18 protein-coding genes and 4 pseudogenes are annotated in these 20,344 nt (G+C 57.2%); 13 read left to right on the top strand and 9 right to left on the bottom strand.

The annotated features are described in order from the left end of the window. Positions 1-914, top strand: a pseudogene (locus PH547_RS32415) (molybdopterin-dependent oxidoreductase); the annotation flags it as partial. 23 nt (positions 915-937) lie between these two features. Here the strand turns inward: PH547_RS32415 and PH547_RS32410 are convergent. Beyond that, positions 938-2,394, bottom strand: a pseudogene (locus PH547_RS32410) (ISKra4 family transposase). Between the two features lie 722 nt (positions 2,395-3,116). Between PH547_RS32410 and groES the strand changes: the two are divergent. The 8 genes and pseudogenes from groES (at position 3,117) to ligD (PH547_RS32370) (ending at position 11,546) form a co-directional block, all read left to right on the top strand. Then, the gene (groES, locus tag PH547_RS32405) at positions 3,117-3,431 is read left to right on the top strand and encodes a co-chaperone GroES (RefSeq protein WP_285170372.1); all 315 of its coding nucleotides are present in this window, start codon (positions 3,117-3,119) and stop codon (positions 3,429-3,431) included. Positions 3,432-3,481: 50 nt separating this feature from the next. Next, positions 3,482-5,110 (top strand): chaperonin GroEL, encoded by a 1,629-nt coding sequence (gene groL / locus PH547_RS32400; RefSeq protein WP_285170371.1) that lies wholly within the window; start codon positions 3,482-3,484, stop codon positions 5,108-5,110. A gap of 78 nt (positions 5,111-5,188) precedes the next feature. Further along, positions 5,189-5,619 (top strand): annotated as a pseudogene (locus tag PH547_RS32395) (hypothetical protein). A gap of 89 nt (positions 5,620-5,708) precedes the next feature. Then, complete coding sequence (locus PH547_RS32390) at positions 5,709-6,803, top strand: glycosyltransferase family 4 protein (RefSeq protein WP_285170370.1); 1,095 nt, start codon at positions 5,709-5,711, stop codon at positions 6,801-6,803. Positions 6,804-7,168: 365 nt separating this feature from the next. Then, a complete protein-coding gene (locus tag PH547_RS32385) occupies positions 7,169-7,639 on the top strand; it encodes an Hsp20 family protein (RefSeq protein WP_285170369.1) in 471 nt (156 codons plus the stop codon). Positions 7,640-7,733: 94 nt separating this feature from the next. Beyond that, on the top strand, positions 7,734-8,243 hold the full coding sequence (locus PH547_RS32380) for an Hsp20/alpha crystallin family protein (protein ID WP_285170368.1): 510 nt from the start codon (positions 7,734-7,736) through the stop codon (positions 8,241-8,243). A 174-nt stretch (positions 8,244-8,417) separates the two neighbouring features. Further along, entirely contained in the window at positions 8,418-8,729 is a 312-nt protein-coding gene (locus tag PH547_RS32375; protein WP_285170367.1) for a DUF982 domain-containing protein, read from the top strand. A 174-nt stretch (positions 8,730-8,903) separates the two neighbouring features. Further along, on the top strand, positions 8,904-11,546 hold the full coding sequence (gene ligD, locus PH547_RS32370) for a DNA ligase D (protein WP_285170366.1): 2,643 nt from the start codon (positions 8,904-8,906) through the stop codon (positions 11,544-11,546). A gap of 165 nt (positions 11,547-11,711) precedes the next feature. Here ligD (PH547_RS32370) and PH547_RS34000 read toward each other — a convergent pair. After that, positions 11,712-12,123: pseudogene (locus tag PH547_RS34000) on the bottom strand (YidB family protein). A 420-nt stretch (positions 12,124-12,543) separates the two neighbouring features. Between PH547_RS34000 and PH547_RS32355 the strand changes: the two are divergent. Beyond that, entirely contained in the window at positions 12,544-13,011 is a 468-nt protein-coding gene (locus tag PH547_RS32355; protein WP_285170364.1) for an Hsp20 family protein, read from the top strand. Between the two features lie 54 nt (positions 13,012-13,065). Continuing rightward, a complete protein-coding gene (locus tag PH547_RS32350; protein WP_285170363.1) occupies positions 13,066-13,317 on the top strand; it encodes a hypothetical protein in 252 nt (83 codons plus the stop codon). 197 nt (positions 13,318-13,514) lie between these two features. Here PH547_RS32350 and ligD (PH547_RS32345) read toward each other — a convergent pair whose 3' ends face one another. The 4 genes from ligD (PH547_RS32345) to PH547_RS32330 form a co-directional block, all read right to left on the bottom strand. Beyond that, positions 13,515-14,579, bottom strand: coding sequence for a non-homologous end-joining DNA ligase (ligD, locus tag PH547_RS32345; RefSeq protein WP_285170362.1), 1,065 nt, complete (start codon positions 14,577-14,579; stop codon positions 13,515-13,517). A 3-nt stretch (positions 14,580-14,582) separates the two neighbouring features. Next, a complete protein-coding gene (gene ku / locus PH547_RS32340) occupies positions 14,583-15,401 on the bottom strand; it encodes a non-homologous end joining protein Ku (protein ID WP_285170361.1) in 819 nt (272 codons plus the stop codon). 12 nt (positions 15,402-15,413) lie between these two features. Continuing rightward, positions 15,414-16,313 (bottom strand): non-homologous end joining protein Ku, encoded by a 900-nt coding sequence (gene ku, locus PH547_RS32335; RefSeq protein ID WP_285170360.1) that lies wholly within the window; start codon positions 16,311-16,313, stop codon positions 15,414-15,416. 278 nt (positions 16,314-16,591) lie between these two features. Continuing rightward, a complete protein-coding gene (locus PH547_RS32330; RefSeq protein WP_285170359.1) occupies positions 16,592-16,798 on the bottom strand; it encodes a hypothetical protein in 207 nt (68 codons plus the stop codon). Between the two features lie 580 nt (positions 16,799-17,378). On the opposite strand from PH547_RS32330, the gene PH547_RS32325 reads away from it, so the two are divergent. After that, on the top strand, positions 17,379-18,359 hold the full coding sequence (locus PH547_RS32325) for a sensor histidine kinase (RefSeq protein WP_285170358.1): 981 nt from the start codon (positions 17,379-17,381) through the stop codon (positions 18,357-18,359). Between the two features lie 297 nt (positions 18,360-18,656). Here PH547_RS32325 and PH547_RS32320 read toward each other — a convergent pair whose 3' ends face one another. Together PH547_RS32320 and PH547_RS33905 are read right to left on the bottom strand one after the other, a co-directional pair. Continuing rightward, positions 18,657-18,947, bottom strand: a complete 291-nt coding sequence (locus PH547_RS32320; protein ID WP_285170357.1) for a contact-dependent growth inhibition system immunity protein — start codon at positions 18,945-18,947, stop codon at positions 18,657-18,659. Next, complete coding sequence (locus PH547_RS33905) at positions 18,944-19,192, bottom strand: RNase A-like domain-containing protein (protein ID WP_350223757.1); 249 nt, start codon at positions 19,190-19,192, stop codon at positions 18,944-18,946. Before PH547_RS33905 ends, PH547_RS32320 begins: the two co-directional genes overlap by 4 nt. Between PH547_RS33905 and PH547_RS32315 the strand changes: the two genes are divergently transcribed. After that, positions 19,191-19,352, top strand: coding sequence for a hypothetical protein (locus PH547_RS32315; RefSeq protein WP_285170356.1), 162 nt, complete (start codon positions 19,191-19,193; stop codon positions 19,350-19,352). The genes PH547_RS33905 and PH547_RS32315 overlap by 2 nt on opposite strands. Before the next feature lie 339 nt (positions 19,353-19,691). Here PH547_RS32315 and PH547_RS32310 read toward each other — a convergent pair whose 3' ends face one another. Next, complete coding sequence (locus PH547_RS32310) at positions 19,692-19,958, bottom strand: hypothetical protein (protein ID WP_285170355.1); 267 nt, start codon at positions 19,956-19,958, stop codon at positions 19,692-19,694. Positions 19,959-20,344 lie beyond the last annotated feature (386 nt).

Raw genomic sequence — 20,344 nt, 5'->3', positions numbered from 1 at the left:
TTTTCGCAGCCCATACGCTCGGCGAGCTGGAAACCTGGCCCGATCATGATCTCGAAGAGCAGGGACGATTGACGCATCCCATGCGTTGGGACGCTGAAAAGGATAAATATATACCCGTCATCTGGCAGGACGCTTTCGAAGAGATCGGCCGCGAATTGAGGGCGATATCCCCGGACAAGGTCGATTTCTATACGTCCGGTCGCGCATCGCTCGAAACCTCGTACATGTACCAATTGTTCGCCCGCATGTTCGGCAGCAACCATCTGCCGGATTCATCGAACATGTGCCATGAAGGCTCGTCCGCAGCACTGCCGGAAAGCATCGGCGCATCCATCGGCACGGCCATTCTGTCCGATTTCCAGAATTGCGACTGCATCTTCTACCTTGGACAGAACGTTGGCACGTCCTCGCCGAGAATGCTTCACGACCTGCAAGATGCCGTCAACAGAGGCGCCAAGATCGTCACCTTCAACCCACTTCGCGAGCCTGGGCTGGAGCGCTTCGTCAATCCCCAGATGCCCGGTCAGATGCTCACTGGCAAGGAAACGCTGATCTCGTCGGAATATTATCAAGTCAGGAACGGCGGCGATATCGCGGCACTTTTCGGCGTCTGCAAGGCACTGATCGAGGCCGACGATGCGCTGAAGGCATCCGGGACAAGCAAGGTTACGGGAACCGATGCGATCCCGGATGATCCTTCCGACGCGGGAACGGTAGCTTTTGCCGCAGCGATGGCTGCTGCCGACAAGAAACATGTCCTCGATCACGATTTCATCCAGCAGCATACCGCGGGTTTCGAGGAATTCGCTGCTGCCGCGCGAAACCACGATTGGGCCGAACTGGAGCGCGTCTCCGGCTTGACGCGAGCGCAGATGCGGCAGGCTGCCTCGACATACGCCAACTCGAATGCAGTTCGAGACCGGTAATTTCTCTGGGGTCATGCGGCTCGCAGAAGAGGCGGTTTGGCCTTGAATAATGGAGGCACGTTCGGTTCTGGCTGTCGGAACAGTGCCCGCAGCCGATCGTGAAGGTCGCCATTGATCTGCGCTGCCCGAACCTGCATGAGCATGTGGGCACCATGGAGGGACCAGCGCATCTGCTGCTTCTTGATCATGCGTTTGCCGACAAGCGAATTCACCGCTGACTCGGCAAGAGTAGTGGCGACACGAAGCCCAGTTCGGTAGCGCTTGCCATAGTTGACGATCGCGCCGCGGTTCGATCTGACATAGGTCAGGAGCTGCGAGCCGAGGCTGTGAAGCCGGGCGATCGAGAACTCACCCTCTACTTGCGAATCCTTCACTCGCTCCAAGAGTTGCTCGAGGTCGCGGATCGCGCGATCGACCCGCCCATGCCACAGGCGCCACTTCACGGCTCTGATGTCCCTGTAGATTGTTGGGAGGGGCCCGGGACCATCCGCGCGAGATCGAGCCATGTGGTCGGCGATCTGCTGCATGGGTTGGATCTTCATGGCGACGTGGAACCAGTCGATGATATGGGTGGTGGGCCTCGGCATGGCGCGGGGTAGGCGCTTCAGGATTTCCGCGCCATCCGAAATCACGGTGACGTCGCCAAGGCCGCAATACCCTTGTTGCTGAAGCGCGTGGAGCGTTCGATCTCGGATTGCGGCCTGGTCGGTGCTGCTGGTCGCGAAATAGCGGCCACCTGGTTCGCCCCGACCGCCGCGACCACATCTGGCTACAACAAGCTCGAAGTTTCGCGCTGAATTGGGATCGGCGCTCCGAACGTGCGCCGTATCGATGCTGACGACGAACTCTCTGCGCCGATCACCGGGAAGCTGCATTTCAAGTTGGCGCCGTTCCTCCATCTGAGCCCTTGCGCGCCGCTCTTCTCCTGCGTGCTGCTCGTCCAGCCGTTCACCGATCCTGATGGTGCGCTTGCGCACGGTCGCATGCGTCTCGGTCGGCTCAACCGGCAGGAATTCAGCAAGCACTCTCGCCGCCTGCCGGTACGGCAACATGCTTCCCAGCCGCGCGGTTAGTTCCATCAACTCGGGCGTCGCTCGATCCGGGCAGATTTCCTTCAGTGGCGCGAAAGCAGCGACCATGCCTGGATGGCAATCCCCGCACAGCATCCAGCGGGGTTGCGCACCTCTACCGCGCCAAAGACAGTTCGGATCCGGCGCGTCGTATAGTCCTTGACCGTCCGGAACGCGTGGCATTCCGTGCAAACCCGACGAAAAAGGGTGTAGGTCTCCGCCTCATGGTTCACGGCTGCGCTCTGCAGCACCGCCATGATCTTCTTGCCGTCTTCAATCGACAACCCGATGTCGCCGTCAAACAGGCGCTCCCAGCTCTTGTCGATGCGAACCTCCTTCCGGCAGATGTCGCCAAAATCGTTCCTGCCCTCGATCGTGATCGTCCATTGCACCGCCATCGCTTTCTCTCCGAACAAAGCGACGACAATGGACTGCTAGGGCCTAACAACCCGTTTTCGGCCCCAGAGATGTTACCGGTCTCTAAAACTCTGCGCGATGTCGATCGGACGGGGTCCTGTCGGCGTTAAGGCAAGGGCGTCACGAGTTTGTTCAATCTCCATGGGTGTCGGAGCGGAGCGTCGCATCCGCCGCTCTGGGATGGTGAGCAGGGGCGGTGGGTATTGCAGTTGGACGATGGTCTCGCGACCAGTTTTGCCTCCAAAGGCAAGCTCGGATTTTAGGACCGGAACGGTCGCAACCATTGCCAAAAGCACTCGCCGCGTAATCATGCGAGACCTCCATGGTAACATTGGAAACGCCTTAGCTGCCAGTTGCTGTAACACGCAAAGAGGAGAACGGTTTCAATGAGACGCCGCCGATTTGCGGGCCACACCTTGCTGATCTCATTTAGCCATGGCGGAATCTGGCCCATACCAGCAGCAACTCCGCCTTGAACAAGGTGCGAAGCAACGCGGACCGCAAGTTTGTTGTTCCTTTCAGTGACTTAGCAGCCACGTGGTAGGAGTGCTAATTTTTTCACTTCGCCCTCTTGAAATCAAAAAATCGCAAAACCAGATCATTTCGCGCAAAATGCTCGATCGAGGTTTTGCACCCGCCCGGACTGGTCATCCGGTCCGGCCAGGGGAACAACGTCATCATTGTTTGTCCATCGGAGGAAAACATGTCGTTCCGACCACTTCACGATCGCATTCTCGTCCGCCGGGTCGAATCCGAAGAAAAGACGAAGGGCGGTATCATCATCCCAGACACCGCCAAGGAAAAGCCGCAAGAGGGCAAGGTTATCGCCGTTGGCCCCGGCGCGCGCAATGATGCCGGCCAGATTCAGGCGCTCGACGTCAAGGCCGGCGATCGCATCCTGTTCGGCAAATGGTCCGGCACCGAGATCAAGATCAATGGCGAAGATCTGCTGATTTTGAAGGAAAGCGATGTCATGGGCATCATCGAATCCGATGCCGAGCAGAAGAATGCTGCTTGAGCCGTCTATGCCAAGACCATCAGATAGCTGCCTATTGAGGAGTTAAAGAAATGACTGCGAAAGAAGTCAAGTTTCACACCGATGCCCGTGAACGCATGCTCCGTGGGGTCGACGTGCTCGCTAATGCCGTGAAGGTAACGCTCGGCCCGAAGGGTCGTAACGTCGTCATCGACAAATCCTTCGGCGCACCGCGCATTACCAAGGACGGGGTTACCGTCGCCAAGGAAATCGAACTTGAAGACAAGTTCGAGAACATGGGCGCGCAGATGCTTCGAGAAGTCGCTTCCAAGACCAACGACATCGCCGGCGACGGCACGACCACGGCGACCGTACTTGCCCAGGCAATCGTCAAGGAAGGTGCCAAAGCGGTTGCCTCAGGCATGAATCCGATGGATCTGAAGCGAGGCATCGACCTTGCTGTCGACGCCGTGGTCAAGGAACTGAAGACCAAAGCCCGTAAGATTTCAAATAATTCCGAGATCGCTCAGGTTGGTACGATTTCTGCCAATGGCGATGCCGAGGTCGGCCGATTTCTTGCTGAGGCAATGGAGAAGGTCGGAAACGACGGTGTGATCACGGTCGAGGAAGCCAAGACCGCCGAAACCGAATTGGAAGTCGTCGAAGGCATGCAGTTCGACCGCGGCTATCTCAGCCCCTACTTTGTCACCAATGCCGAAAAGATGCGGGTCGAGTTCGAGGAGCCCTATATCCTCATCCATGAAAAGAAGCTGTCGAATCTCCAGCCTATACTGCCCAGCCTTGAAGCCGTGGTACAATCGGCGAAGCCGCTCCTTATCATCGCTGAAGACGTCGAAGGCGAAGCTCTTGCGACGCTCGTCGTCAACAAACTGCGTGGCGGTCTGAAGATCGCGGCCGTGAAAGCTCCTGGCTTCGGCGATCGCCGCAAGGCCATGCTGGAAGACATCGCCATCCTGACGGGCGGCACTGTCATCTCCGAGGACCTCGGTATCAAGCTCGAGAATGTGACGCTGAACATGCTCGGCCGGGCCAAGAAGGTGGCGATCGAGAAGGAGAATACGACGATTATCGACGGCGTTGGTTCAAAGTCTGAGATCGACGGGCGTATTGCCCAGATCCGGGCGCAGATCGAGGAAACCGCCTCCGATTACGATCGCGAAAAGCTGCAGGAACGCCTGGCCAAGCTCGCGGGGGGGGTCGCAGTAATCCGCGTCGGCGGTTCGACGGAAGTGGAAGTCAAGGAGAAGAAGGATCGCGTCGATGATGCGCTGCATGCGACGCGCGCCGCCGTCGAGGAAGGCATCCTGCCCGGTGGCGGTGTCGCCCTGCTGCGAGCCGTCAATGCGCTTGACGGGCTCACGACCGAAAATAACGACCAACGCGTAGGCGTCGATATTGTCCGTCGGGCGATTGAGGCGCCGGTCCGCCAGATCGCCGAGAATGCCGGCGCGGAAGGCTCGATTGTGGTCGGCAAACTGCGCGAGAAGAGTGAGTTTTCATTCGGCTGGAACGCCCAAACCAATCAATATGGCGATCTTTACGTTCAGGGTGTTATCGATCCGGCCAAGGTCGTGCGCACGGCCCTTGAAGATGCCGCTTCCGTCGCCGGCCTGCTGGTGACGACCGAGGCCATGATCGCCGAGAAGCCCAAGAAGGAAGCTGCACCTGCCTTGCCTGCGGGCGCCGGCATGGACTTCTAATGGATCAAGGAGGTCCCCCCAATTCGCCGAGAGCGGACCTCCTGTTCAGACGATCAAGCCTCAAGTTCCATCGGTAAGATCTATGGAGCCAGCAATGAAAAGGAAAGTGTTAGCAACTCGATACCGGAGGAAGTCACGGCAGCGATCAACGCCGCGCATCTACTTCATCCGGCAAAACATTTCGATCACCCGCGTGATGTCCTTGTATCCCCTGACATCGGCAAGGAAGAGAAGCGGGCCATTCTTGCGTCGTGGGCATCCGACATCTTTGCCATTGAGTCCATTCCAGCCCTTCGGCTTTATCCGGGGGCGGATAAGGCGGTCTCGTATGATGAGATCATGGAAGCGTTGAAGGCCTTGGACGAAGACGATCAGCGAGCTGGAGACCAAGATTCGGCCGGCTCCATTAACCATGCCCATCGCCTGAAACTGTTAGCGCGCCGGTTGGCGGCTTTGACCTATGTCGTTATTGGAAAGGAGGCCGTCGCCGACAACTATTCGAAATGTAGACCTTCCTTCTGACCTACCGCGTGCCTCTTTGAGGATGCGGGCCTGATTTTTGCCGACGACTCTTTGCTCAATAGAGGAGGTTTTGCCGATGAAGATCGCCCAGATTGCACCGCTCGCTGAAAGTGTTCCGCCGAAGCTGTATGGAGGAACCGAGCGGATAGTTTCCTATCTCACCGAGGAACTTGTCGCACAAGGCCATGACGTCACTCTTTTCGCCAGCGGCGATTCCGTGACCGGCGCCAAGCTGGTGGCGTGCTCGGACGTCGCGCTGCGGCTCAACCCGGCCGTCAAGGACGACCTGCCGCATCAGGTCTTGATGCTGGAGGAGATCCGCCGGCGTGCGCAGGAATTCGATGTCCTCCACTTCCATATCGATCTCCTACATTTCCCGCTGATCCGAGATTTTGCCGATCGCACGATCACGACGCTTCATGGACGGCTCGACTTACCGGATCTAAAGCCATTCTATAAAGCTTTTCCCGACATTCCGCTGGTCTCGATCTCCAACGATCAGCGCCGGCCGATGCCGCCGGTCAACTGGTCCGGAACAGTTTATCACGGACTACCGGTCAAACTGCTGCCCTTTACGGGAAAACCGAAGTGCAACTATCTCGCCTTCCTCGGACGAATATCGCCCGAGAAGCGGCCGGACCGAGCAATCCAGATTGCGGTAAAAATCGGAATGCCGCTGAAGATCGCCGCCAAGATCGACGATACCGACAAGGCCTATTGGCAAACGGTGATCGAACCGATGATAGAGAGCTATCCGAATGTGGAATTCATCGGCGAGATCAACGAATGCCAGAAGGCCGCCTTCCTTGGCAATGCCAGCGCGCTGCTGTTTCCGATCGACTGGCCTGAGCCGTTTGGACTTGTCATGATCGAGGCCATGGCCTGTGGCACGCCGGTCATCGCCTTCCGCTGTGGTTCCGTTCCCGAAGTGATCGACGAGGGTATCTCCGGTGTGCTGGTCGATAGCGTCGAGGAAGCAGCGGAAAACATCGAATGGGTACTGCGGTTCGACCGTCGCAAAGTCCGGGACACTTTCGAGAAGCGTTTCACAGCCGAACGGATGGCTCGGGACTATCTCGACATCTATCGACAATTGCCCGGCACTCGAACGAAAGCCGCGCGGTTTCGCCACATCAAAGGCCGGGAAGTCGATCTACAGATCGTCGCTTAGAGACTTTGGCGATCGCTTCTGCGGAGGGCAAGCCAAGATTGCAATGGAGGCTTCGACCGCGTTAGGAATTCGTCCGCACCCTGATGAGCGCCTCGCCCTTCCGCGGCTGCGCATGCGCACCATCCGTCCACGGAAGGGCGAGAATACGACACAGAAACCTGAAGACATCAGCACTATCGCTTGGGACCGAATGTGATGACGTCAAAAATCAATTTTTTAGGGGTAATGCCATTTCTCTTGAAACCGCAACCTGCTGAATTATATTAGTATTGTTCGAATGCCCGACTGGGATCGACAAGTCCAGCAGACGCCGTGTGCTCTTGGCGTCTCCTTGTATCCATGTTGCTTATAAGGAGGATATGGCTATGAGGACAAACCTCGATTTTTCCCCGCTGTTCCGGTCGAGTATCGGTTTCGACCGAATGCTAAATGCGCTCGAGGCCGCAAGCCGCACCGAGATCGTCGATGACTGGCCTCCGTACGACATCGTGAAGACCGGTGAAGACGATTACCGCATTGCCATGGCAGTGGCGGGCTTCTCACAGGAAGAACTGACGATCACGCAGGAGCAGAACACGCTTTTGGTCTCCGGCCAAAAGACAAACGGTGACGACGGCCGCTATCTGCATCGCGGCATTGCTGGTCGTTCGTTCCAGCGACGGTTCGAGCTTGCCGACCACGTCAGGGTCGTCGGCGCCGGCCTCGTCAACGGTCTATTGGCGGTCGATCTTAAGCGCGAAATCCCTGAAGAGATGAAGCCGCGCCAGATCGAGATAATGACTGACGTGGCTCTGCCGGAGGCCGAGACCAGACAGATCGAGGCCGAGAAGGCATAGGCTCCGAAGGGCAGGGTAGTTGGTAACCAGAGCGCCGCGCTCGTCCCGCGCCTTCAGGAGGTTTTCCAACTAAACAAACAGAAAGGAGAAAAACATGAGTGTTCGTGACCTGATACGCTGGGGCCGCGATAACGGCAACCAGGTTCCAAGTCTCTTCCGCGATGACGACCGTGATCCCTTCCTGTCGCTTCATCGCGAGGTGAACCGTCTTTTCGACGATGCATTCCGAGGCTTCGGTTCCGGCCTGCGATCCGTGGGAAGCGGCTCCGCTTTTGGAGCCGGCTGGCCAAGTGTCGAAATCTCCGACACTGACAAGGAGATCAAGGTGACGGCCGAAGTGCCCGGGCTGGAGGAAAAGGACATCGAGGTCCTGCTCAATGATGGCGTGCTGACGCTGAAGGGCGAAAAACGTTCCGAGAGCGAGGATAACAATCGGCAGTTCTCCGAGCGCTATTATGGCCGGTTCGAGCGCCGCATCCCCCTCGGCGTCGAGGTCAAGGAGGACCAGGTCGATGCGCATTTTAAGAACGGCGTACTGACCGTCAGCTTGCCGAAAAGCGAGAAGGCACAGTCGCAGGTCAAGCGGATCGCTATCAAGAGCTAATCAGCCCAAACTTCTGGGGGCCGCGGTACAAGCTGCGGCCCCTCCGAGTTTGCGATAAGTTGCGATTTTCGGGAGTCTGAAGGTGACCTCGACGCCGCGACGATACTTGAAGGCGCGGCGGCCAATTCCAATATCCTATTCAGGAAGATAGGTGGCGTGGAAAGGAGGAAGAAAATGCCGCTGAATGATGTTCCCTGGGATCGTCCGGTGACGATCCGCCTACAATGCGGTTTGGACCGTACCTTTGCCGGCGTCTACGACGCTCTGGATTTTCTCGAAAACGAATGGCCATTGCGACATGGAGAACGCCATGAGCGGGCCGTGAAAACCTGTCGCGGCGCGCTCAACGGCGCCGTTCCCGCGGTGATCGCGCGGGAAGCGTTCATGGCCGCATGCCTCGAAGCCGGCATGGCGACCGTCATGACTGCATCAAAAGTGAAGCCGCATACTTACCCACCCGCAGCCAAACGAATGGCTGCGATCTAAATGCGGCATTGGGTGTCCCGCTTCGCTCGAGGCGGGACGTGGCTCTCGCGCTGCTCGGGGCTTCCAATATCGTCAGTCCGATCGCTAACTGGCTACTCCGCGGTATCATCGGCAAGTGGAACAACAAAGGCTTGAGTGGCTTTTCCGTTTCACGACCTATGTCCGAGAATTGTCATGGCCAGCGACAAGCTATCGAGCTACCGATCCAAACGCGATTTTGAGAAAACCGCTGAGCCGAGCGGCAAGAAACCGATCAAAAAGACCAACCGCCGGCGCTTCGTCATTCAGAAGCATGACGCCACACGTTTGCATTACGATCTGCGCCTCGAACTCGATGGTGTGTTCAAGAGCTGGGCCATCACCAAAGGACCGTCTCTCGATCCGCACGACAAGCGCTTGGCAGTAGAGGTCGAGGATCATCCGCTCGACTATGGCGACTTCGAAGGCACCATACCGAAAGGTCAATATGGTGGCGGCACGGTGATGTTATGGGACCGCGGCTATTGGGAACCGGAGGGCAGGAAAACCCCCGACCAGGCTTTGGCCAAAGGCGATTTCAAATTCACGCTGGAGGGAAAACGCCTACATGGCAGCTTCGTGCTCGTGCGCATGCGCAACGATCGCGATCCCGGCAAGCGCAAAAACTGGCTGTTGATCAAGCACCATGACGAGTTTTCGGTCGAGGAAAATGGCGCCGCGGTCCTGGCTGAGAATGCCACATCGGTAGCGTCGGGACGTTCGATAGAAATGATCGCCGCTGGCAAAGGTCGAAAGCCCTCCCCGTTCATGGTCGAAGGTGGAACGATCGAGGCCGACGCCGTTTGGGACAGCAATCATGGTCTTGCCGCCGAGGAGCGAACATCTGAGGCGCGGGGCGGCAAAAGGACCAAGTCTGTCACGGCCGTCGATCTTCCGAATTTCATTGCGCCGCAGCTTTGCGAAACCCTGCAGCGTCCGCCGGCCGGCTCCGGCTGGATCCATGAAATCAAATTCGATGGTTATCGCGTTCAGATGCGCGTGCTCGACGGCGAGGTGACCTTGAAGACCAGGAAAGGTCTCGATTGGACCGGCAAATATCCCGAGATTGCCGAGGCGGCGTCGGCGCTGCCGGACTGCATCATCGACGGCGAGATCTGCGCGCTCGATGACCACGGCGCGCCAGATTTCGCTGCCCTGCAGGCCGCCCTGTCGGCGGGAAAGACTGGCAGTCTCGTCTACTTTGCTTTCGATTTGCTTTATGACTGCGCCGAGGATCTGCGCTCCCGAGTTCTTGTTGAACGCAAGGCGCAATTGCAGGAGCTGCTGATCGAAGCCGGCGACGATCCGCGGATTCGCTTCGTCGAACATTACGAGACCGGCGGCGATGCCGTTTTGCGCTCCGCCTGCAAACTGTCGCTCGAAGGCATCATCTCCAAAAAAGCGAATGCGCCCTATCGGTCTGGCCGCACGGACACCTGGGCGAAGTCGAAATGCCGGGCCGGCCATGAGGTGGTGATCGGCGCATATGCCAAAACCAATGGCAAATTCCGGTCGTTGTTGGCCGGTGTCTATCGCGGTGGTCGTTTCGTCTATGTCGGCCGCGTCGGAACTGGCTACGGCGCAAAGAAAGTGGCAACGCTGCTGCCGAAGCTGAAGGCGCTGGAGACGACAAAATCTCCATTCACCGGCATTGGCGCGCCGAAGAAGGAAGCGGAGGTCGTCTGGCTGAAGCCGGAGCTCGTCGCCGAAATCGAGTTCGCGGGCTGGACCGCTGATGGACTCGTTCGCCAGGCAGCGTTCAAAGGGCTGCGTGAAGACAACCCGGCTAAAGAAGTCGAAGCCGAACGGCCGGCGCTGCCCGCGGAGACAGACGTTCCACCGGCTCAGCATGCCAAGGCAAAGCCGACGCGGCAAAAAGGGGCGAAGGCCGACGTCATGGGCGTACTGATTTCCAATCCGGATAAGCCACTATGGCCTGACGCTAACGATGATGAATCCGTCACCAAGGAGGACCTTGCGCGTTATTATGAGGCGGTGGGATCGTGGATGATCGAGCATATCAAGGGCAGACCCTGCTCAATCATCCGTGCGCCGGATGGAATTGCCGGTGAGCAATTCTTCCAGCGCCATGCAATGCCTGGGCAATCGAACTTACTCGATCTCATCAAGGTGTTCGGCGACAAGAAGCCATATCTGCAGATCGATCGGATCGAGGGCCTTGCCGCCGTTGCGCAGGTCGCCGCTGTCGAGCTCCATCCCTGGAACTGCGAAACCGATCAGCCGGAAGTGCCCGGCCGCCTTGTCTTCGATCTCGATCCAGGTCCGGACGTGCCATTCTCCATTGTTGTTGCTGCCGCCCGCGAAATGCGCGACCGGCTGGACGAATTGGGGCTGATCAGCTTTTGCAAAACGACGGGCGGCAAGGGCCTGCATGTCGTCACCCCCCTTGCGGTCAATAAGCGCAGGCCGCTCTCCTGGGCTGCAGCAAAGGGGTTTGCCCACGATGTCTGTCAGCAGATGGCATGGGACAATCCCGATCTTTATCTCATCAACATGACGAAGAGCTTGAGAGGCGGCCGCATCTTCCTCGACTATCTGCGCAATGATCGCATGTCGACGGCTGTTGCGCCCTTGTCGCCGCGCGCCCGGCCCGGTGCAACCGTGTCGATGCCGCTGACCTGGGCGCAAGTGAAATCCGGTCTCGATCCAAAGCGCTTCACCGTCCGCACGGTGCCGATGCTTCTTGCGAAAAGATCAGCCTGGAAGGACTATTGTGATGGCAAGCGGCCGCTCGAACAGGCTATTAAGCGTCTCGGCAAATCAAGACCGGCGGCGTAATTTTCAAGGTGCCTCCCCAAAACGGCGAGCGAGCACTCGCAACGACGCCGGCTGCTCATCCTTGCCACAAATGTCAGGCGAATGTGCCGCCTGGGCTGGGCCTGGACGAAGTCCACGCATCAGCCTGGTTTTCCTTCGGCACGCTGCCGCTGGGGGTCAACTCATTCACCGCCTTCGGAAGATTCTTCCGAGACAGTCGGCTCCTTGCCGCGAGAGGCCGGTTTTGGCGGCAAGCTCGCTGAGAATGTCGTCGCCGAGTGCCTGGCTAAGCTCCTGATCATTTATCGGTTTGTTATCGCCTGTGCTGACCCAGGATTCGGCTTTGTCCCCTGACGTTGCGTTGAAACTGCTCCAGAAGACTTCCGAAACCTCCGCTCAGAATGCCTCCGGCCGAACTGTTGCCAAAAAGATCGCCGAGGCATCCACTGCGCGTGAGATTGCCGAGCCGGTCACCAATACCGTCGGTCCTAGAGGGCGTGCCGTCGGCGCAGGTCTCGCCGCTTAGTACGGGCCGTCCAATTCCCTTTAAAACTTCCGCTATCTTATCGCGGTTCTGATAGCCGGCGATAGCCGACACCGCGAGCAATGCGGTCAATGGTCCAGGGGACTTGATCGGTCTCCTAAGCGATTGGGGTAGGTTCTCAGGAAACTAGTTGCGGATCGGAATGTTCCGGTTGGTTCTCGCCCGTGTCGAAGATCGCGGCGTTCCTGGATGCTTTGGAAGCTCTATGGCCGAGGCTGGCGCTTTCGTAATGAAAACAGCGTCAGTTGAGAGGGGTTCTGCCAACGGCAACAGGCAAGCGCTCCAACAATCGAATGGCAAAAAGGCATGTATTTGATACGGCGATCAGGTGATAAAAAATTTTGCAGATCGTCTTGAATCTGAAAAAACGGCAAACCAAATCGATGCTACCGGCAGCCTAGATGGGAGCCGGAAGCCGGAGACGCAGGTTTCCGACGCGTCTCCTCTCCATCTCGCTTTACGGAGGATTTGGTTATGAGAAACGACTTCGACTTTGCACCGCTCTATCGGTCCAGCATTGGCTTTGACCGGGTATTCAATCTTCTCAACAGTGCCCAGCGCCTGCAGGCCGTCGAGACCTGGCCGCCTTACGACATCATCAAGACGGGTGAGGATGATTACCGCATCCAGATGGCTGTCGCTGGTTTCGCAGATGCTGACCTCGACATCACGCAGGAGCGAAACGTGTTGATCGTCAAGGGCCAAAAGGCCGAGCAAAAAGACGGAGAATATCTGCACCGGGGCATTGCCGGGCGCGCTTTCGAGCGCCGGTTCGAACTGGCCGACCATGTCAGGGTTGAGAATGCCGCGCTGACGAACGGCCTTCTGAGCATCGATCTCAAGCGCGAAATCCCGAATGCTATGAAGCCGCGCAAGGTCGAGATCGGCAGCCAGCCGCAGGCTATGCCGCTTCAGATCGACGCCGAAAAACAGGTTGCCTAAAGGCAGTTGGTGCCGCTCTCTCTCGGGCGGCACCTCTCGGTCAGAGACCTCGAAATGAAAACGATCGACATTCAGAAGGCGGCTTTCCTCGATGCCCGCGACCTCGCTGCTTGCCAGTTCGTCTTCGACGAGCTGCTAAGGGAGATCGGAGTGGCCAAGGCCTCCGACGAGGCCGAGCGCATCGGAGCCGTCGCGATCGAGCTCTATCGGCAGGGGGTCCATGATCCCGCTCACCTCAAAGTGATGGTCAAGAGCGCACGCGGCTTGCTCGGGTGGGCCAAGCCGAGGACAATTGCATCAAGATAATGTCACCGGATCGCCCGGAACGCCGGGCGACCTTCTCGAGACCGCCTCGTAACCACGGATTTGCCGCAACGCAACCTGTGGCAATCTATTGGAGCCCGCTTGCAGATCGTGATGCGGGGAACTTCGGTATCACCAAAAAAAACGACGCACCGTGAACTGATCCTGCGCACACCCACCATAGCCGGGAGTTCAGAACGTCATTTTGCCGTCGACGGCGCATCCGTCATATTGAAGACGGCGGCATTGTCCTGAACCTCACGCAGGCCTTTGTAAGACGGATGACGCAGGCTCCCCTCATTCGTCCAACCGCGGAACCCGATCTCAGCGATCAAGGTCGGTTGCGCGAACACCAGGCGTTTCCCTTTCAGCGGCACGGCCGGCCTCTTGGTCTTGAGCCGATCCAACGTTCTGCGCAGATCTTCGGCTTCCTTCCCATTAAAGCCCGTTCCGACAGATCCGACGTAGATCCAGTCGTGTCCTTTCCGCCCCGCAAGCAGAAGGCTTCCAAGACCGCCGCGCGTGGTGGCAGACTGCTCGTAACCGACGATCATGAAGCTTTCGCTCTGAACGCATTTGATCTTCAGCCAGTCGCCCAGGCGGCCACTGCGGTAAGGACGATCGCGGTGCTTAGCGATGATGCCCTCCAAACCAAGGTGACATGCGTAGTCCAGCAGTTCTTCGCCATCGAGCTGTAGCTCCGCCGAAAGGCGCAGGGCGCCATCGGCATTCTCCGGTATCAAACCTTCAAGCAGGTGACGACGCAGCGAGAGCTCGGTGCGCGTGAGATCGTGACCATCCAGATAAAGCAAGTCAAAGGCGTAGAGGATCGACTCGGTCGAGACGCGTTTGCCGCCGCGGCCGCCGAGCGAGCGCTGCAGGGCACCGAAATCCGATCGGCCTTGTTCGTCAAGGACGACGGCCTCTCCGTCGAGAATAGCCGTTGTGATCCCGAGGCCTCTTGCCGCGGCCGTGATTGCGGGAAAGCGGTGCGTCCAGTCATGGCCGCCACGCGTGAGGATCCGAATACTCTTTGGTTCGATGTGGATTGCCAAGCGGTAACCATCCAACTTAACCTCGTAAAGCCAGTCCGGCCCTTGCGGCACAGTTGGCTTCAGTAGCGCCAGGCAAGGCTCTATGCGCGAAGGCATCGGATCGAAGGGCAGGCTTGGCTGATCGGGGTCGCGCCGCCGGATAGGCCGCGACTGAATTGTCGAATTCGCGTCATGCAGAAGAGGAGCGGAAGGCAGGCGCGGTCGGATCATTGCTCAGTGCCTGCCGGAGCGGTTCTCGGCGTCGACGGATTTGCGCAGAGCTTCCATAATATTAATGACGTTGCTCGGCTCCGGTTCCGCCTTTTCCCTGCCCTTGGGCTTCGACTTGACCGGCTGCTTCATCTTCTTCTTCTTGGCCGCGATAATGTCGAGCAGCCTATTCTGAACCGGGTCGGACGCCATTTTCGGGCTCCAGGGCTGCGTCTGTTTCTTAATCAGTTGCAAAACGAGCGGCATCATCTGACTATCAGCCGGTTCATCGTCCACCTGCTCGAAATACGTGTCCGCGTCCCGAACCTCGTCGCCATAACGCAGCGTCCAGAGCACGATACCCTTGTCGCGCGGCTCCAGCATGACGGCCCGTTCGCGGCGGGAAATGACCAGCCGGGAAATGCCAACCATGTCTTCGGCCGCCATGGCGTCGCGAATGACCGAAAACGCCTCCAGTCCGACCGGATCGTCTGGCGAAAGATAATAGGGGGTGTCGAGCCAGATCCATTCGACACTGTGGCGCGGTGCGAAGATCTCGATGTCGATCGTCTTGGTGCTTTCGAGCGCGACGTTCTCCAATTCCTCGTCTTCGAGGATCACATATTCATTTTCCCCACGCTGATAGCCTTTGACCTCGTCCTGCTCCTTCACCTCCTTGCCGGTGACGGAATCGACATAGTGGCTGACGACACGGTTCTGCGTCTGTCTGTTCAGCGTATGGAAGCGGACCTTCTCGTTTTCGGAGGTTGCCGGCATCATCTGTACAGGGCAGGTGACGAGCGAGAGTTTCAGATAACCTTTCCAATAAGGGCGGATCGCCATGGCAACCTCCTGTTACCCGGCGCGCCGGTGCTGGTGGCCGCCGGAGCTGCGCGGTTTCGATGCCGAGGCACGCGCGGTCTTTTGCCTGCTCTTGCCGGCATTGGCATTGGCGGCCGTGCGCTTGGTCTTTGTTGGTGCGGATATGCCGGCACTCTCGCGCAGCGCCTGCAGCAGGTCGCTCGGCTTCGAAGCCGGCGGCGCCTTTTTCTTCGGCAATGTGCGACCCTCGATCTTGGCCTTCACCAATTCCGCGACGGCCTCTTCGTAACGGTCATTGAACTGCTTCGGGTCGAAGGTGCCCTTCTTAGTATTGAGGATGTGCTTGGCAAGGTCCAGCATCTCGCCTTCGATTTTCAGATCGGGCATTTCGTCGAACGCCTTCTCGGACGAGCGGACCTCGTAGTCGAAGTTCAAGGTTGAACCCACCAATCCTTTGCCGTGCGGACGGATAAGGAGCGTGCGCAGGCGGCGGAAGAGGACTGTCCGGGCGATCGCGGCGACGTTGGATTTTTTCATGCCATCGCGCAGCAGCTTGAACGCATCGCTGCCCATCTTGTCGGGGGCAAAATAGTAAGGCTTGTCGAAATAGACGTCGTCGACTTTGTCGCAGGGAATGAAAGCCTCGATCTTCAGCGTCTTGTCACTTTCGGGAACGGCGGCGGCGACTTCTTCCGCTTCAAGGACGACATAGCGTCCATCCTCGATCTCGAAACCCTTGACCTGATCCTCGCGCTCGACCGGATCACCGGTTTCGCTATCGACGAATTCACGCCGGACGCGATTGCCCGTCTTTCGATTCAGTGTATTGAAGGCGATCCGTTCGGACGAGGATGCGGCCGTATAAAGCGCGACCGGAAACGCCACTTCGCCGAACTTTATGTACCCTTTCCAATTTGCCCGCGGCGCCACCATCTCCTCGCACTCCTCCAGCAACCAATGCGAGTCAACAGAATCACTCCACTTATTGTTCCGAGTCAAAAAGAATCCAAAGTCAATATCTTAGCGGCCGTCCGCCCCTCGCTTTCCGAGTCCCGTCCATGTCTGTGAATCGGAGGTGTCTTTTTGCTCAAGCCTACCTATCAGTCGTTTTGCACTTTGAATTCGACGCAACAATTTCTTGCGCTGCCGCAGCAAATCATCTTCATCGGGCAATCCTTGACCATCTCTGTCGGCGGATTTGACCAGGGCAGCTAGATTCTCAGAACCATTCCAAGCTCATCGAACGATGCTATCTGCTCCTTCGCTGCACTAACGGCAGCCATGAAGCGCGCGGATTTGCCAGCTTCCCGAATGGCCTTCACAGCATCGAAAGCTGCCTCATACGTTGCGTGCTCTTCAGAACCTTCCGCAGACAACCCATCTTCCAAATAGCGCTCGACGTACCACGTCCCTTGCATTCGCTCTCCTCCACTCTTTGATCAGGCGAAGATTGGTGGTCGCTGAGCGATGTCAAGAGCCAGCAGAACCAAAGCCCGGCGCACACCCGAATGTAGTTTGGCCACGGCGGACTATTGCTCCTGCCGCCGCTGCGCCGGCGCCATGAGTTTGCGAGCAACGAAACTCGCGGTCATCAAACTGCTACGCGGTGGTCTACTTCCCAGCGGCGGTAGAGCGAATATCGCGTGATTAATCGCCGGCACCATATCGCCACGTTTTTGATGCGGGTCGCAACTCTCAGACCGGAGCCGCGATTCCGAAGCGAAAGCCCCGCGGCCTCACGGTTGGAAAGCCAGGATTTTCACAGCCCTTGAATGCCTCTTTCGCACCGGCCGTATTTGAAGGAAAACACATCCGACGGGCCGAGGCGATCTCCTTCAACGCCTCCAAATGCTCCAGCGGAAAACCATTTGAAATGCGTTTGATCTCGTCCAGATCCGCGGCCGTGCTTGTCTCTCGACATAAGCAGAGATGCTAGTATTGTTTGTTCTGGTGTTGCAGCTCGGTCCGCAAGTTAAGCACTCGTCATCGGGGCACATTATGAACGAGGCATCGAATTTCCGACTGACCAAGCGATTTGCCTCGTATTTGCCTCGAGGTCCTGTTCCCCTTCCTCGCATAATCATGATCGCCATCTCAGCTGTCGGCATCGCAAGCCTGTTGCGCTATTTGATGGAGCCCGCCATTGCCGGTCTCCCGTTCATCACCATGTTCGCGGCCGTGATGGTCGCCAGCACGTTCGGCGGTGTCTATTGTGGTTTACTCACCACGATCTTTGCCGCGACCGTGTCCGCCTATGCATGGTTGCCAGCATTCAACTCGTTTGCGCTGACGCAGCAATCTTGGATCGGATTAGCTGTGTTCTTGTTGGCGAGCGCACTGATTATCGCGATCGCGCACCTCATGCACCTACTTGTGCGTGCATTGAGGCAAGCCGAGAGCCAATCTGATCTGATTGCAAGAGAAATGAAGCATCGTATCAGTAATCTCCTTCAAATGACCGATGTGTTGGCGAAGCAGACGTTCAAGGAAGTCGACCAGGCACAGCGTCAGGTGTTCAGTCAGCGCCTTCTTGCCATGGCCGCAGTCTTGCGAATGTCCGATCCCGTCTCAAATCGAGATCTGCGGGCACTGCTGAGGGCTGTACTGGAGCCAGTTTCGCAAAACCGTATCACCCTGACTGGACCCCACGTCGAGATCCCACCCGAACAGGCAGTGAAGCTTGCTCTTGTTTTCAACGAGCTGATGACGAATTCAATAAAATACGGCTCCTTGTCGGCAGATGGTCGCGTCAACATTGAATGGCGGCGGGAAGCGGACGCGATCAACCTGCACTGGAAGGAAGTCGGCGGGCCTGTGGTCAAAGTGCCGAAACAACGAGGTTTTGGAAGTCAATTAATCGAACGCGTCCTCGGTTCGGACGAGGGGCAGGCAACGATCGAGTTTCAATCCAATGGCGTGGCTTGCCATGTCGTCTTGTCCATTAATCGGGAAGATGGAACGGCCTGGATCGGACCGTAAATATTCCTGGAGTCTTCGGCTGCCACGGCAACTCCACGCACTTAAAACCGGCCACAAAGTAGTCGGCAGGCTCGTCATTCCACGGGAGTCCCTGAAGCAAGTTAATCACTACTTCAGGGAATAGCCAGCCGACCCTACCTCACATATTCGGATTTGTGGAGGTGTTGCGGCGATCGCAAGAGCGGAGAACATGGCAGCCTTTGTCGTTAAATCGTATCAGCAAGGCATTCATAGGAGAAACGCTCTGCGAGCTCGTACCGACGTCGGGCGCTCTTGTGGTATCATATGCTATAAATCTTACATTTTTAGAAGATCGTATAGTTTTTTCATCCACTGCAATCCTGTTTTTTGTTCCGCCGCATAATAATAATAGCATTCGTTTTCTTCTAAGAAATCATCAGCGCTAAGCCCTTCATTTTCACAGCGCTCAATAACGTCGCGCAAATTATCTCTGACTTCTTCAACAACAGAACGAGGTTCGTTACGCTTGAATGCCGTGACAATCTGGATATCCGTTTCTCCCTCGAGGCCGAAATCCTGATGAAAATAACCAGCGAAAAATTGGAACAGTGCAGGATGAGAGATCATGGAGTTGGGTATCCCGTAAGTATCTTGTACCCCGAGGGAATCGATGTATCGCGCACCAACACGACAATAACCTTAGAGGTTGGGCTGGAAACAGTAGCACCTCGTGGCATCACTGTACCGACTATGGAGCCTGTGTCATAGGTAAAGACAAGCTTCTTTGATGTGCCAACCGCAAAGTTGTTGACCGCAGTCGCGTTCGCATCGAGCGTTTCCGCGACTGCAGCCTCAGCATCGTCAGGTGCCATGAACCTTACCGCGACAGGCGACATCGCCTCGCAAACGACGCTATCGGCCGGCGACTTTACGGCACAGGCGGCCGATCTTCAGGCCGACAGCATTTTTGAACCCAAGGAACAAGGTGGTCGAAGTGGTCGGGAAATTCCTGAAGCGTGGTGCGATTATTGAGACCATCAAGAGCGAAGAAAGGACCAATGCATTGCAATGTCGCAGTGGACAGACACGGTATCATGTTGACGTTGTGTCATGTGGCTGCCCCGACGACAATTGTGGGGCGTTTCATCGTGTCCACAAAAATCGTCCACTGCCTTCCGGCGCAGACGCCGATCAAACCCTTGCAAGCGATCAGCGCCAGCGAAAGATCGCCAAAAAGCGGGCGAAGGCATTTGCAAAGCACACCGGCCATGTTCAAGGCGACGGATAAAGATGGCTGTTCCGGCGCCGCAGTTTTGATGCCAAATCGAGACGGTATATGCCGTTCCGGCTCCGAGCAAAGTGACGTCTTTTCTAGATGTTCTGGAAGAGCTCGCCAAAAGCAACATCCGCATCGGCTTGCGATCCGCGCGTCAGGGCGTCTTGAACTTTCGCCAGCCGCTCGCGAAAGAAAAATTCGTTTTTCGCAATTGCGAGCTCCACATCCTGCTTGGCTTCAACCAAATTACCTTCGCGCGTCTTCAGCCAAGCCTGCATGGTCAACGCGACCGGATTTTCCGGTGATTTTGCCAATACTTCGGAAATATCAAGCTGCGCCTCCGCATGCTGACCGGCAGCCATTTCGATTTCCGCCCGGAATATCAAATTGATGCGCTGATATTCCTCAATTTGCTGCGGAGAAACGTAGGAGGCATGGGGAGGTGTCTGCATGCAAATTCCGAGGCAATCCGCCCCCTGATTCCGAAATGATGTCGCCCCCCAATTCCGAGAAATAGTCGCCCCCTTGTTCCGAGATGATGCCGCCCCCTTGGAGGCGTCTGGCAAGGGTGGGTCTGCAGGTGTGAAGTTTCTTCCTTCGACGTTGACGAGGAAGGAACGGGATGCCAGCGGAGAGATTGGAGATGCGGCGTGTCCGCGAGATACTGAGATATCGTTTTGAGCAAGGACTTGGGCACAAGTCGATTGCGGTGCGGGTTGGAACTGCGCCCTCGACGGTGCGCGAGACG

It is taken from the genome of Rhizobium cerradonense, assembly GCF_030182455.1.
Taxonomy (GTDB): Bacteria; Pseudomonadota; Alphaproteobacteria; order Rhizobiales; family Rhizobiaceae; genus Rhizobium.
The sequence above is the reverse complement of the archived record's forward strand: the minus strand, read 5'-3'. Positions and strand labels throughout refer to the sequence as shown.

Bases quoted from the DNA above. Each gene is read 5' to 3' on its own strand.
- PH547_RS32390 (WP_285170370.1), top strand. From the start codon at position 5,709: ATGAAGATCGCCCAGATTGCACCGCTCGCTGAAAGTGTTCCGCCGAAG.
- PH547_RS32325 (WP_285170358.1), top strand. From the start codon at position 17,379: ATGAACGAGGCATCGAATTTCCGACTGACCAAGCGATTTGCCTCGTAT.
- ku (WP_285170361.1), bottom strand. From the start codon at position 15,401: ATGGCGATCCGCCCTTATTGGAAAGGTTATCTGAAACTCTCGCTCGTC.
- groES (WP_285170372.1), top strand. From the start codon at position 3,117: ATGTCGTTCCGACCACTTCACGATCGCATTCTCGTCCGCCGGGTCGAA.
- PH547_RS32375 (WP_285170367.1), top strand. From the start codon at position 8,418: ATGCCGCTGAATGATGTTCCCTGGGATCGTCCGGTGACGATCCGCCTA.
- PH547_RS32350 (WP_285170363.1), top strand. From the start codon at position 13,066: ATGAAAACGATCGACATTCAGAAGGCGGCTTTCCTCGATGCCCGCGAC.
- ku (WP_285170360.1), bottom strand. From the start codon at position 16,313: ATGGTGGCGCCGCGGGCAAATTGGAAAGGGTACATAAAGTTCGGCGAA.
- PH547_RS32315 (WP_285170356.1), top strand. From the start codon at position 19,191: ATGAACCTTACCGCGACAGGCGACATCGCCTCGCAAACGACGCTATCG.
- PH547_RS33905 (WP_350223757.1), bottom strand. From the start codon at position 19,192: ATGGCACCTGACGATGCTGAGGCTGCAGTCGCGGAAACGCTCGATGCG.
- PH547_RS32355 (WP_285170364.1), top strand. From the start codon at position 12,544: ATGAGAAACGACTTCGACTTTGCACCGCTCTATCGGTCCAGCATTGGC.
- PH547_RS32320 (WP_285170357.1), bottom strand. From the start codon at position 18,947: ATGATCTCTCATCCTGCACTGTTCCAATTTTTCGCTGGTTATTTTCAT.
- PH547_RS32380 (WP_285170368.1), top strand. From the start codon at position 7,734: ATGAGTGTTCGTGACCTGATACGCTGGGGCCGCGATAACGGCAACCAG.
- groL (WP_285170371.1), top strand. From the start codon at position 3,482: ATGACTGCGAAAGAAGTCAAGTTTCACACCGATGCCCGTGAACGCATG.
- PH547_RS32385 (WP_285170369.1), top strand. From the start codon at position 7,169: ATGAGGACAAACCTCGATTTTTCCCCGCTGTTCCGGTCGAGTATCGGT.
- ligD (WP_285170362.1), bottom strand. From the start codon at position 14,579: ATGATCCGACCGCGCCTGCCTTCCGCTCCTCTTCTGCATGACGCGAAT.
- PH547_RS32310 (WP_285170355.1), bottom strand. From the start codon at position 19,958: ATGGCTGCCGGTCAGCATGCGGAGGCGCAGCTTGATATTTCCGAAGTA.
- PH547_RS32330 (WP_285170359.1), bottom strand. From the start codon at position 16,798: ATGCAAGGGACGTGGTACGTCGAGCGCTATTTGGAAGATGGGTTGTCT.
- ligD (WP_285170366.1), top strand. From the start codon at position 8,904: ATGGCCAGCGACAAGCTATCGAGCTACCGATCCAAACGCGATTTTGAG.